The sequence below is a fragment of the Streptomyces sp. CS113 genome, assembly GCF_002188365.1.
In the GTDB taxonomy this organism is placed as follows: Bacteria; Actinomycetota; Actinomycetes; order Streptomycetales; family Streptomycetaceae; genus Streptomyces; species Streptomyces tendae.
In genome coordinates this window covers 4,609,795-4,622,502 of the sequence record NZ_KZ195574.1, presented here as the reverse complement: position 1 = coordinate 4,622,502, position 12,708 = coordinate 4,609,795, and the positions used below count along the sequence as shown (strand labels likewise).

Below are 12,708 nucleotides of genomic sequence, written 5' to 3'. Positions count from 1 at the left end.
CTTTCTGATCCGATTTCCTCGGTGCTTTCCAGGTTCCCGCTTTCGCGTTTCCCTTTCCGGCGGTTCCGACTCTATCAGATCCTTTCGGACCCTGATTCCCCGTCAGAAGGGGTTGTCGTCCCGGCTGTTGGGCCGTTCCGACGTCTCAAACCTTAGCGGACCCTCTCGGCGATTCCCAATCGGGGTCGATCGGGGCGACGAGTGTCCGGCGGAATTGAATTCGGGCGCGCCGAAGTCATTCCCGCTCGGGGATCGTGCTGGTGGTTTGGTTGCCGCTGCTGCGGCGGGAGGTGCTGCCGCAGAACCGTTACGGTCCCGTGGCAACCCGAAGAACCTTACGGATCCCGCAGGAGACTGTCAAGCACCGCTGTCAAGATCTTTAATCGAGGTCGCTGAGCCGGCCACCGGCGTCCGGCTGCGCGTGCTCCACCCTGCGCAGGAGACGGGTGAGCACGTCGCCGAGCGCGGTGCGGTCGTCGGCGGAGAGGTCCTGGAGCAGGTCCTCCTCGAAGACGGTGGCGAGGCGCATGGCCTCCAGCCACTTCTCGCGTCCTTCCGCCGTGAGGGCCACGATCACGCGCACCCGGTTGGTCTCGTCGCGCTCCCGGGTGACCAGGCCCTCCGTCACCATGCGGTCGATGCGGTGGGTCATCGCGGCCGGGGTGAGGCCGAGGCGCTTGGCGAGGTCGCCGGGGCCGAGGCGGTAGGGGGAGCCGGAGAGTACGAGGGCCTTCAGCACCTCCCAGTCCGTGTTGCTGATGCCCAGCTCGGCGGTCTGCCGGCCGTACGCGACGTTCATGCGGCGGTTGAGGCGGGAGAGCGCCGAGACGATCTTCTCGACCTGGGGGTCGAGGTCCTGGAATTCGCGCTGGTAGGCGGCGATCTGCTCTTCGAGTGTCGGCTCGCCGGCGCCGGAGGTGTCGCCCATGGCCGCAGTATGGCATGCGACTCCTTTGCTTTGAAGTCCTTCGTTATGTACTCTTTAGCTTCGAACTTTAGCTTCTAAGTCTTCAGCTCTAACGGCTGGAGCGATCGATCCCGAGAGATCAAGAGAGGGTGAACGTGACCAGGGCAATGGGCGCGGCGATGCGCCGGATTCACGTGGGCAACGCACTCAGCGCGTTCGGACTCGGCTTCACGGTCCCCTACCTGTACGTCTATGTGGCGCAGGTACGGGGCCTTGGTTCTGTCACGGCGGGCCTCGTGCTCGCCGTCTTCGCCGTGGCCGCGCTGATCGTGCTGCCGTTCGCCGGACGGGCCATCGTCCGGCGCGGCCCGCTGCCGGTACTGCTGGTCGCCCTGGTCACCGCCGCGCTGGGCGCGATGAGCCTCGGACTGTCCGCCTCCGCGGGCACGGTGCTGGTGTCCGCCGCCGCCCTCGGTGCCGGGCAGGCCGTGATGCAGCCGGCGCTCGCGACGATGATCGTGGACTGCTCCACGACCGAGACCCGGTCACGGGCGTTCGCCATGCAGTTCTTCTTGCAGAACCTGGGGCTCGGCGTCGGCGGGCTCATCGGCGGCCACCTGGTCGACACCACGAGCGCGTCGTCCTTCACGCTGCTGTTCGCGATCGAGGCGGCGATGTTCCTGGTGCTGGTCGCCGTCATGGCCACGGTGCGGGTGCCGCGCGCGCCGCGGATCGAGGCGGCGCCCGGACAGACGGGCGGCGGAAGCTGGAAGCAGCTGCTCGGCAACCGGGCCATGGTGCAGCTGTGCGTGCTGGGCTTCGTGCTGTTCTTCGCCTGCTACGGGCAGTTCGAGTCGGGGCTGAGCGCCTACGGCGTCGAGGCGGCCGGGATCACCACGTCCGCGCTGGGGACGGCGCTGGCGGCGAACACGCTGATGATCGTGGTCGCGCAGTTCGCGGTGCTGAAGTTCGTGGAGCGGCGCAAGCGCTCGCGCGTGATCGCGTCCGTGGGGCTGATCTGGGCCGTGGCGTGGGCCGTGGCCGGGTACGCCGGGCTGGGGCACGGCAGCCAGACGATGGCCACGGCCGCGTTCATCTCGACGTACGCGCTGTTCGGGCTGGGTGAGGCGATGCTGTCGCCGACGCTGGCGCCGCTGGTGGCGGATCTCGCGCCGACCGGGCTCGCCGGGCAGTACAACTCCGCCTTCGCCCTGGTGAAGCAGCTGGCGCTGGCGATCGGTCCCGCGGTGGGCGGGCCGCTGGGGGCTTCGCTGCACGCGCCGTACATCGTGGCGTTCCTGTTGTTCTCGCTGGGCATCACGGTGCTGGCGGTGCGGCTGGGGCGGCAGCTCACGGACGTACAGAACCAGCCGTCGCTGGCCAGGAGCCGGGTGGTCACGCAGGGCGGGGCGCCGGCCGACGCGGTGGTCGTCGCGGAGGCGTGACCGGGCGGGCGGCCGGGGCCGGGGCCGGGGTGCCGCCCACCCCACCGGGGTGTTCCTGCCGCCTCCGGCGTCGGGTCAGGGCTTTTGCAGGACGAACTCGCACCAGACCGCCTTGCCGCCGCCCGGGGTGCGCCGGGACCCCCAGCTGGAGGCGATCGTCGCGACGATGGCGATGCCCCGGCCGGACTCGTCCCCCGGCTCCGCGCGGCGGCGTCGGGGCAGGTGGTCGTCGCCGTCGGTCACCTCGATGATCAGACGGCGGTCCGTGCGGCGCAGACGCAGCCGCATCGGCGGCGTGCCGTGCTGGAGGGAGTTGGCGACCAGTTCGCTGGTGGCCAGGACGCCGAGGTCGTGCAGGTCGGCGGGGAAGCGCCAGCTGGTGAGGACGCCGGAGGCGAAGGCACGCGCGCGTGGTGCCGCTTCCACCCCGCCGAGCAGTTCCAGGGCGGCGTTGCGGAACAGCTCGGCCTCGGCGCCCTTGCGGGCGGGGTGCTGGAGGACCAGGACGGCGACGTCGTCGTCGTGGTCGGGGGTGACGCCCGCCGAGCGGATCAGGCGGTCGCAGACCACCTGCGGGGTGCCGCCCGCGCCGGACAGGGCGCGCTCCAGGGCGGCGATGCCCTCGTCGAGGTCCTCGTCGCGGCGTTCGACCAGGCCGTCGGTGTAGAGGACGGCCGTGGAGCCGGGGGGCAGGGCGATCGAGCCGGACGTGTGGATCCAGCCGCCGGTGCCGAGTGGCGGGCCGGTGGGTTCGTCGGCGCGCTGCACGGTGCCGTTCTCGTCGCGCACCAGGATGGGCAGGTGGCCGGCGGAGGCGTAGACCAGCCGTCCCTCGTTCGGGTCGTGGATGGCGTAGACGCAGGTGGCGATCTGGTTGGCGTCGATCTCGGCGGCGAGGCCGTCGAGGAGCTGGAGCACCTCGTGCGGGGGCAGGTCGAGGCGGGCGTAGGCCCTCACCGCCGTACGGAGCTGGCCCATGACGGCCGCCGCGCGGACGCCGCGCCCCATGACGTCGCCGATGACGAGGGCGGTGCGGCCGCCGCCGAGGGTGATCACGTCGTACCAGTCGCCGCCGACCGCGGCCTCGGTGCCGCCGGGGTGGTAGGTGGCGGCGACGCGCAGGTCGTCGGGCTCCTCGAGCTTCTGCGGGAGGAGGGAGCGCTGGAGGGTGACGGCGGTCTCGCGCTGGCTGCGTTCGCTCGCGCGCAGGCGGCCGGCGGCCTCGGCGTGGTCGGTGACGTCGGTCGCGAAGACGAGCACTCCGCGGCCGTCGCCGTGGTGCTCCGCGGTGACCGGGGTGCAGGTGAAGGTGTACGAGCGGCCGTCCGGGGCCTTGCGGGACTTGAGGGTGCGGGGTCTGCCGCTGCGCTGGACCTGGTCCAGGAGGGGGAAGAGGCCCGGCTCGTCCAGCTCGGGGAGGGCGTCGCGGGCGCGGGCGCCGAGGTCGCGGCTGCCGAAGGCGGCGACGTAGGCGTCGTTGACGTAGGCGAGGCGGTGCTCGGGGCCGTGGAGGAGGGCGACGAGGGCCGGGACGCGGTCGAGGACGTCGCGTACGGGCAGTTCGTCGACGCTGGGGACGTCGGGGGTAGGCGGGTCCTCGTCGGTCGCCTGCTCGGCGCGGGCCGCGGGTACGGAGCCGTCCGCCCGCCGGTCCGCGGCGAGGGCCGTGTCGGTCCGCGCGGCGGCGCGGCGCTGTGTTCCGGGGAGTCGGGCGCTCCAGCGCGTGAAGTTCACGAATCCTTGCCTCGTGTAGTTGTCGGCGGCCGGGGACCGGGGCGGGCCGGGGCGGCCCGGGCCCCGGGGGCCGCGCTGGGGCGAGCGGCGGCGCGCCCGCGGTGGTGGACCAGTCTGGCAGGGTGCCCGCCCGGCCGACATCCGTCAGACGCCCCAGTCGCCGGGGGAGTTCCTGAGTCCGGTCAGGACGACCCCTTCGGGTTGTGCGGAGGCTCCTGAGAAGGCTTTCCACCGGCCGCGAGTTCGAACTCCGCCCGCGGATGTTCGAGTGAACCCAGGGAGACGATCTCCCGTTTGAAGAGGCCGGCGATCACCCATTCGGCGAGCACGCGCGCCTTGCGGTTGACGGTCGGGACGCGGCTGAGGTGGTAGGCGCGGTGCATGAACCACGCGGGGTAGCCCTTGAGCTTGCGCCCGTAGACGTGGGCGACGCCCTTGTGGAAGCCGAGGGAGGCGACGGAGCCGGCGTAGCTGTGCGCGTACGTGTCGAGGGGCTCGCCGCGCAGGGCGTGGGTGACGTTGTCGCCGAGGACCTTGGCCTGGCGGACGGCGTGCTGGGCGTTGGGGGCGCATTCCCGGCCGGGTTCGGACGCGGTGACGTCGGGGACGGCGGCGGCGTCACCGGCCGCCCAGGCGTGCGGGGCGCCGTCGACCGACAGGTGGGCGGTGCAGGTGAGCCGGCCTCGGTCGTCGAGGGGCAGGTCGGTGGCGGCGAGGACGGGGTGCGGTTTGACGCCGGCCGTCCAGACGACCGTGCGGGTCGGGAAGCGGGAGCCGTCGCTGAGGACGGCGACGCGGTCGGCGCAGGACTCCAGGCGGGTGTCCAGACGTACGTCGATGTTGCGGCGGCGCAGTTCGGTGACCGTGTAGCGGCCCAGGTCCTCGCCGACCTCGGGCAGGATGCGGCCCGAGGCCTCGACGAGGATCCACTTCATGTCCTCGGGGGTGACGTTGTGGTAGTACCGCGCGGCGTAGCGGGCCATGTCCTCCAGCTCGCCGAGGGCCTCCACGCCCGCGTAGCCGCCGCCGACGAAGACGAAGGTGAGGGCGGCGTCGCGCAGGGCGGGGTCGCGGGTGGAGGAGGCGATGTCCAGCTGTTCCAGGACGTGGTTGCGCAGGCCGATGGCCTCCTCGACGGTCTTGAAGCCGACGCCGTGGTCCGCGAGTCCGGGCACGGGGAGGGTGCGCGAGACGGAGCCGGGGGCGAGGACGAGTTCGTCGTAGGTGAGCCGGCGGGCGCCCGTCCCCTCCTCGTCGGTGGCGAGGGTGGTGACCGTGGCGGTGCGGGTCGTGTGGTCGATGGACTCGGCCTCGCCGACGACGACGTCGCACTGGCCGAGGACGCGGCGCAGGGGTACGACGACGTGCCGCGGGGAGATGGAACCGGCCGCCGCCTCGGGCAGGAACGGCTGATACGTCATGTAGGGGTCGGGGGTGACGACGGTGATCTCGACCTCGCCCCGCCGAAGTTCGCCCTTGAGGTTCCGTTGCAGCCGCAGGGCCGTGTACATCCCGACGTAGCCACCGCCGACAACGAGAATGCGCGCACGTTCCTTCACCATCCCATGACGCACCCGACGCTTGCGTTTGTCCACAGGCTCGTCAATTTGTGTGACCGGAGATCGCCGGAGCGCCGAGCCGGGCGAGGCGTCGTGGCGCGGTGTGACCGTGCAGGTCAGCGTGGGTGAGTGCAGGGGTGGAGAGCGGCGCGTTCGGGGCGTGTGCGGTCCGTGCTCCGAACGGGCGCTGCTCCGTGCGGAACGTGCCCCTTCTGAATTGACCCTCGCTCAACTATGTTCTTTCCCACGGTGTGCGGGGGGATGTGCTCATGAGGTCCGCGACGGGCGGACCGGCAACCGGGCCGGTTCCACGCACTCCGGCTTTCGATGGCGGGGAGTGTCTCCGGGGGGAGACGTCATTACCGGGGGATTGTCTATGCATGTTCAGGATTCTCATTGGTCGTCCGCGTCGGCCGTCGCGCCCGGCGGTGCGATGAGCGCGCCGGCGGGCGGCGCACGCGGCGACGCGGCACGCAACGCGCCCTTGCGCGTGGACGCCCAGCGCAATCTGGAGCACGTGCTGCGCGCGGCGCGGGAGGTGTTCGGCGAGCTGGGGTACGGCGCGCCGATGGAGGACGTGGCCCGGCGCGCGCGGGTCGGCGTCGGCACGGTGTACCGGCGTTTTCCCAGCAAGGACGTCCTGGTGCGCCGGATAGCCGAGGAGGAGACGGCGCGGCTGACCGACCAGGCGCGCACGGCGCTCGGGCAGGAGGACGAGCCGTGGTCGGCGCTGTCCCGCTTCCTGCGGACGTCGGTGGCCTCGGGCGCCGGACGGCTGCTGCCGCCGCAGGTGCTGCGCGTCGGTGTGCCGGACGAGGCCGACGGCGTCGGCGGTGCCGGAGGTGCGGCAGCCGGTGATCCGCGGGTTCCGCAGCAGCGGATACAGCCGGGCACCGGCGAGCTGCGCCTGGTGCCCGGGGAGGCCGCGAGGACCGGGGCGCCGTCCGGTGGCGCGGGATCGCTCACGGACGCGGCGGGTCCGGCCGCGGACTCGGCCGCCGGTTCCGCCGCGGGTTCCGTGGTGGGCGACGACGGGGCCGGGGCGCTCCTGGAGGTCGTGGGCCGGCTCGTCGAGCGGGCACGCACGGCGGGTGAGCTGCGGCCGGACGTGTCGGTGTCGGACGTCCTGCTGGTCATAGCCACGGCGGCGCCCTCGCTGCCGGACCCGGCCCAGCAGGCGGCGGCTTCGGCCCGGCTGCTGGACATCCTGCTGGAGGGGCTGCGGTCGCGTCCGGTGTGAGACTGCGGCGGCGCCGTCGGACGGCCCGTTTCTCCTTCCCCGAACGCCTGAGCGTTATTACCGCGGTACGGCAAGTCCCCACAGACGAGTGATGGTCGGCACAGGGGGGTCCTGAACAAAAGCCAATATGGCACGCTGACCCGGTGTTCGGACTGGCTGGGCAGGTTGGCGGGGGCTTTCCGCGATGAGCGTTGACAGGCGGGACGGGTCGCCCGGAGACGGCGAGAACGGCCCAGGTGACGTCGAGACCGGCGGCACCCGGGCCGCTGACGCCGGGGGCGACGAGACCCGGGACGGTGATCCGCCGCAGGTGCCGGGCCAGGGTGGCCCGGCCCGCACCCGGCGGGACGGCGACCTCGACGTGTCCGCCGGGGACGGCGGCCGCGACGCCGGCCGCGAGGTCCTCGCGGAGGCCGGTGGCCGCGAGGGCCCTGCCGAGGACGGGAGCCGTGCGGGTGCCGGGGTTCCGGCGCAGCGCGAGCTGCACGAGGACACGGTTCTGCCGCCGCCGCGAGAGCGGTACGACGGTGGCATCCTGCCGCCGCCGCGGGAGCTCCCGGCGTCCGACGCGGAGCTGATCGAGCGGATGCGCTCGGGCGACGACACGGCCTACGAGGAGCTGTACCGACGCCACGCGGACGCGGTACGCCGGTACGCGCGTACGTGCTGCCGCGACGCCCACACGGCGGACGACCTCACCGCCGAGGTGTTCGCCCGCATGCTCCAGGCGGTGCGCGGCGGTTCGGGACCCGAGTACGCCGTGCGCGCCTACCTGCTCACCGCGGTCCGGCGCGTCGCCGCCGGCTGGACCAGGTCGGCCGGGCGGGAGCAACTTGTCGAGGACTTCGCGGTGTTCGCCGCGCAGGCCGCGCACACCGCGAAGGGGGACGACGACACCCTGGAGCTGGGCGCCGACGTGCGCGCCATGCACGAGGCCGAGCAGTCGATGGCCATGCGGGCCTTCCGGTCGCTGCCGGAGCGATGGCAGGCCGTGCTGTGGCACACCGAGGTCGAGGACGAGTCGCCGAGCGAGGTGGCCACGCTCTTCGGGCTGGACGCCAACGGCACCCGCGTCCTCGCCAGCCGCGCCCGCGAGGGCCTGAAGCAGGCCTACCTCCAGGCCCATGTCAGCGATGCCCTCGCCGCCGACGAGGAGTGCGCCCGCTACGCCGACCAGCTCGGCACGTACGCGCGCGGCAGACTGCGCATCCGGGCCGAACGCGGGCTCCGCAAACACCTGGAGGAGTGCGCCAGGTGCCGGCTGGCGGCGACCCAGATCGAGGAGGTCGCGAGCGGCATTCCCGCCGTGGTGCCCGTCGCGGTCATCGGCTGGTTCGGTGTCGCCGGGTACGCGAAGGTCGCCGGACTCATCGCCGGGGGCGCGGGTGCCGGCGCGGCGGGAGCAGCGGGCGCGGCGGCCGCGGCGAGCGGCGGCAGCTCCGGCGGAGCGGGCGCCGGAGGCGGTGCGGCGGCCTCCGAGGGGCTCGGCGCTCCGGTGAAGGCCGGTATCGCGGCCGGTGTGGTCGCGGTGGCCGCCGCGGCGGCGCTGGCCCTGGCCCTGATCGGCGACGACGCCCCGGGCAAGGAACCGCCGAAGGCCGCCCCGCCCGCCTCCTCACCGGTGGCGCAGCCCGCCCCGGACACTCCGACGCCCTCACCGCGCCCGGCCCGCCCACCCGCGCCGGTCGCAGCCCCCGAACCGACCCCGACCCCGACCCCGAAGCCAACCCCCACACCCACCCCAACGCCGAAGCCGAAGCCGACCCCCACGCCCACCCCGACCCCAACCCCCACACCTCCTCCGCCACCACCTCCACCGCCGCCACCACCTCCACCGCCGGCCCCGACCGTGTACCAATGGAGCGAGCTGGCGTACGACGTGAGCGGTGACGGCACCGGTCCCGAGATGCGGCTGGCCGGGAGCAGCTGGGTGTGGCAGCGCTCCGCCCTGTCCGTCGACGACGTGCGGTACACGCACGGCGTCACCGTCCACGGACGCTCCTCGGTCACCATCGACCTCAACCGCGACTGCTCGTCCTACGACGCGCTGGCCGACATCGACGACCTGACGATGAAGCTGGGCAAGGTCCACTTCTCGGTGTACGCCGACGGCGTCCGGCTGTGGAACTCGGGGATGGTCAAGGGCGGGGACCCCGCGGTACCGGTCCACGTGGACATCACGGGCCGCGAGACGCTGCGGCTGGTGACCGAGCCGCACAGCCACTTCGACTCGGTGGCGCTCGCGGACTGGGCCCAGTCCCGCTTCACCTGCGCGTAGGCGATACCGGCTGCCCCACCGCCGCCGCCAGCTCGACGACGACGTCCTGGGGGGTGAGGACGGCGCCCTCGGCCAGTGCGGCGGCGTACCGCTGCGGGCCGAGGGCACCGCGGGCGGCGGCTTCGGCGCGTTCGGCGTGCGCGCGGTCCGGCATGGGGCGCGGACGGTCGCCGCGCCAGTGTCCGGCCGCACCCAGCAGCCGTACCGCGCGGGCCTGGTCGCCGAGATCGCTCAGCAGCCCGGCCGCGCTGTCCACCAGCGTCGCGAGGACCAGCTCGGCGCACCGCTCCTCGACGGCCGCCCGCAGGGTGCCCGCCAGCAGCGGCAGGGCCTCCCGGGGGCCCGACTCGCCCGCCGTCACGAGTGCGTCCACCAGCCCGAGCATGGCCAGGAACTGCGGCGGCGGCGTGCCGCGCAGGCACTCCTCGCGGGCCGCCTCCCACAGGACACGGGCCCGCGTGAACTCCTCGTCGACGACCGCGAGTCCGGCCCGCAGCATCAGGACGAAGGCCTTGGAGTCGACCACGCCGTACCGGTCCGCCGCGGCGCCGGCCTGATCGAGCACGCCGAGGGCCGTGCCGTGGTCCCCCTCGCGGTAGGCGATCTCGGCGAGCCGGGCGATGAGGAAGGGCGCCTCCGCGAAGGCGCCCACCTCCTCGGCGAGCCGCAGCGCCTCCGCGTACTCGGCCCTGGCCTCCTCGTAGTGGCCGCGCACCATGGCGGCCTCGCCGAAGGCGCTGCACACCTGGGTCTCCACCAGACGGTCGCCGACGCGTCGGCTGAGCACGCGCATCTCCGCCAGATCGTCGTCGATACCCGCCGGAGTGCCCGAGATGTCGACCACGGCATGCGTACGGAACATGAGACTGGCGGCGATCTCCCACTCGCCCCCGTGAACACGGCAGTTGGCGACGGAGGCGTCCATGGCACTCCGGACGTCTCCCGAGTCGCTGACGAAGAACGCGGTCAGCGGCCACACGATCCCGGGCACCCGGGCCGCCTCGGGGCCGCCGGCCGCGAAATGGTCCCGCACCCGCCGGACGTACCGCACCATCCGCTCGTCCAGCAGCCCCGCCCTCGGCGCGGTCTCGAAGGTGAGGAGGATGTGCATGATCCGCACGCGCATGCGCAGCGAGCCGAGCGGATGCGGCGGACCGTCCTCCCCTGCGGCAAGCAGCGCGTCGACGGGGTCCGTGGCAGCCGCCCGCCGGGCGAGGACGTCCGCCTCCGGCACCCGTCCGCCCGCCGCGTCCAGGGCGGCGCCGAGGCGCAGCACCCGGTCCAGCCACCTGACGCCTTCGTGGCGGTAGTTGCGCAGCCACCAGAACCAGCCCATGGCGAGCCCGAGGGCGGCGGCCTCCGGCTCGTCGCCCGCGGTGAGGGAGCGGTCGAGAGCCGCACGGATGTTGTCGTGCTCGGTCTCCAGGCGGGAGATGTACGGCAGTTGCCCGGCCGACCGCAGCCGCGGGTCTGCCTCCTCGGCCAGGGCGCGCGCCCACGCGCGATGCGCCCGCTCGGCGGCTTCCCGCACCCCCGGTACCTCGGCGGCGCGTTCCTCGGCGTACTCGTGGATGGTCTCCAGCATGCGGTAGCGCATGCCGACGCCTTCGGCACCCGGGTCGGCGACGACCAGGGACTTGTCCACCAGGGCCCCGACCAGCTCCGCGGCGGGCCCGGTGCCCACGGTCTCGGCGGCCGCGAGGTCCCAGCCGCCCGCGAAGACGGACAGTTCGCGCAGCATCGTGCGTTCCGCCTCGTCGAGGAGGTCCCAGGACCAGTCGACGACCGCCCGCAGCGTCTGCTGGCGGGGCAGGACGGTACGGCTGCCCGAGGTCAGCAGCCGGAAGCGGTCGTCGAGCCGGTCGGCTATCTCCCGCGGGGTGAGCAGCCGCAGCCGGGCGGCCGCCAGTTCGATGGCCAGCGGCAGTCCGTCGAGGCGCCGGCAGATCTCGGTGACGGCCTCCTCGTCGCGCAGTACGACGCCGGCGTCGGGCCGTACGGCACTCGCCCGCGCGGTGAAGAGACGAAACGCCTGCTCGGGGGTGAGCGGCTCGACCGGACGCACCGACTCGCCGGGTACGCCCAGGGGTTCCCGGCTGGTGGCGAGGACGGTGAGGCCCGGGCAGCGGGTCAGCAGGGTCTCGGCGAGCCGGGCCACCGCGTCGATGACGTGTTCGCAGTTGTCGAGGACCAGGAGTTGGCTGCGCGGGGCGCAGTACTCGACGAGCAGGGCGACGGGGTCGTCCTGGACGGCGGGCCGGTCACTGGCCAGCAGCATGGTCTCGCGCAGCCCGAGGGCGTTGACGACCGCACCGGGTACCGCCTCCGGCCGGTCGAGCGGGGCGAGCTCGACCAGCCACGCCTGATCGAGCCCGGCGGCGGCCTCCTCGGCGAGGCGGGTCTTCCCGGACCCGCCCGGCCCGGTCAGGGTGACGAGACGGACCTCGCGCAGCTCGGAACGGATGGCGTCCAGCTCCGGCTCCCGCCCCACGAAAGAGGTCAGCCGGGGCCGGATGTTGCCCCGGCGGCCGACGCGTGCCCGCTCGGGAGCGGGCCGCTCCGCACCCGGGCCGCCGAGCAGTTCGGCGTGCAGGGCGCGCAGTCGGGGGCCGGGTTCGGTGCCGAGGCCTTCGGCGAGGGTGCGGCGGGTGCTCTCGTAGGCGGCCAGCGCGTCGGCGTCGCGGCCGGTGGCGCGCAGGGCGGAGATGAGGAGGGCGTGCAGGGGCTCGTCGTACGGGTGCGCGGCGGTCAGTTCGCGCAGCCGCGGTACGGCGTCGTGGGCGTCGCCGAGGCGCAGGCCGGCCTCGATCCGGGTGCGGGTCGCCTCCAGGTGCAGGGCCTCGGGGCCTGCGGCGCGGCCGGGGAGGTCGGCCAGGGCGGGGCCGCGCCAGAGGGCGAGGGCCTCGTCCAGGTGCCGGGCGGCGGTCGGGGCGTCGCCGCGTTCGAGGGCGGTGGCGCCCTGCCGTACGAGGCGCTCGAAGACGTACAGATCCACGTCGTCGCGGGTCGCCGCGAGCCGGTAGCCGCCGGGGACGGAGTCGACGGCCTCCCTGCCGACGGTACGGCGGAGGCGGCCGACCAGTGCCTGGAGGGCGGCGGGGGCGTCCTGCGGCGGCTCGTCCCCCGACCAGACCTCGTCGATCAGGGTGGCGGGCGCGACGACGTCGCCCGGGCGCAGGGCGAGGGCGGTGAGCAGCGCGCGTAGGCGGGCGCCGCCGGGGCTTGCGACGGTGCCGTGGTCCTCCGTCTGGGTGACGCCCAGGATTCTGTACCGCACGGGGTTCATTGTCGCCGCACCGGCGGCGTGCGGGCACGCGGTGCCGTGCGGCGCGTGGTCCGGGGTGTTCTTGGCACCCGGGGGTTCTTGGCACCCGGCGTGGGTGTGGGCGCGGGGGTGGGTCGCGTGGCCCGGCGCTGCCGGGGTGCCGCCGCGCCCACCCGTGCCGCCCCAGCGGCACGACTGCCCGCGGCTACGGCGAGTGCCCGCGGCTGCGGGGGTGACGGCCCGCGGCTGCGGCGACGCCCGCAGCCGGGGGCGGATGGCG

Annotated in this window: 7 protein-coding genes; 3 read left to right on the top strand and 4 right to left on the bottom strand. The window is 73.9% G+C overall.

Annotation, left to right across the window (positions count from 1 at the left end; translation table 11 throughout):
* Positions 1 to 379: 379 nt before the first annotated feature.
* On the bottom strand, positions 380 to 928 hold the full coding sequence (locus B9W62_RS20525; RefSeq protein ID WP_087808546.1) for a MarR family winged helix-turn-helix transcriptional regulator: 549 nt from the start codon (positions 926 to 928) through the stop codon (positions 380 to 382).
* 146 nt (positions 929 to 1,074) lie between these two features.
* Between B9W62_RS20525 and B9W62_RS20520 the strand changes: the two genes are divergently transcribed.
* Positions 1,075 to 2,352 (top strand): MDR family MFS transporter, encoded by a 1,278-nt coding sequence (locus B9W62_RS20520; protein WP_087808545.1) that lies wholly within the window; start codon positions 1,075 to 1,077, stop codon positions 2,350 to 2,352.
* A gap of 75 nt (positions 2,353 to 2,427) precedes the next feature.
* On the opposite strand, the gene B9W62_RS20515 is transcribed toward B9W62_RS20520, so the two are convergent.
* Both B9W62_RS20515 and B9W62_RS20510 read right to left on the bottom strand, forming a co-directional pair.
* Positions 2,428 to 4,086 (bottom strand): ATP-binding SpoIIE family protein phosphatase, encoded by a 1,659-nt coding sequence (locus B9W62_RS20515; RefSeq protein WP_087808544.1) that lies wholly within the window; start codon positions 4,084 to 4,086, stop codon positions 2,428 to 2,430.
* A 182-nt stretch (positions 4,087 to 4,268) separates the two neighbouring features.
* Positions 4,269 to 5,648 carry an NAD(P)/FAD-dependent oxidoreductase gene (locus B9W62_RS20510; protein WP_087808543.1) on the bottom strand — a complete coding sequence of 460 codons (1,380 nt, stop codon included), beginning with the start codon at positions 5,646 to 5,648 and terminating at the stop codon, positions 4,269 to 4,271.
* Between the two features lie 373 nt (positions 5,649 to 6,021).
* On the opposite strand from B9W62_RS20510, the gene B9W62_RS20505 reads away from it, so the two are divergent.
* Together B9W62_RS20505 and B9W62_RS20500 are read left to right on the top strand one after the other, a co-directional pair.
* Positions 6,022 to 6,885, top strand: coding sequence for a TetR/AcrR family transcriptional regulator (locus B9W62_RS20505; protein ID WP_087808542.1), 864 nt, complete (start codon positions 6,022 to 6,024; stop codon positions 6,883 to 6,885).
* Between the two features lie 184 nt (positions 6,886 to 7,069).
* The gene (locus tag B9W62_RS20500) at positions 7,070 to 9,163 is read left to right on the top strand and encodes a sigma-70 family RNA polymerase sigma factor (protein ID WP_087808541.1); all 2,094 of its coding nucleotides are present in this window, start codon (positions 7,070 to 7,072) and stop codon (positions 9,161 to 9,163) included.
* On the opposite strand, the gene B9W62_RS20495 is transcribed toward B9W62_RS20500, so the two are convergent.
* Positions 9,150 to 12,440: an ATP-binding protein gene (locus B9W62_RS20495; protein ID WP_087808540.1), complete on the bottom strand. Its 3,291-nt coding sequence runs from the start codon at positions 12,438 to 12,440 to the stop codon at positions 9,150 to 9,152. The genes B9W62_RS20500 and B9W62_RS20495 overlap by 14 nt on opposite strands.
* Positions 12,441 to 12,708 lie beyond the last annotated feature (268 nt).

Coding starts and splice junctions, on each gene's coding strand:
- B9W62_RS20525 (WP_087808546.1), bottom strand. CDS start 928: ATGGGCGACACCTCCGGCGCCGGCGAGCCGACACTCGAAGAGCAGATC.
- B9W62_RS20505 (WP_087808542.1), top strand. CDS start 6,022: ATGCATGTTCAGGATTCTCATTGGTCGTCCGCGTCGGCCGTCGCGCCC.
- B9W62_RS20520 (WP_087808545.1), top strand. CDS start 1,075: ATGGGCGCGGCGATGCGCCGGATTCACGTGGGCAACGCACTCAGCGCG.
- B9W62_RS20510 (WP_087808543.1), bottom strand. CDS start 5,648: ATGGTGAAGGAACGTGCGCGCATTCTCGTTGTCGGCGGTGGCTACGTC.
- B9W62_RS20500 (WP_087808541.1), top strand. CDS start 7,070: ATGAGCGTTGACAGGCGGGACGGGTCGCCCGGAGACGGCGAGAACGGC.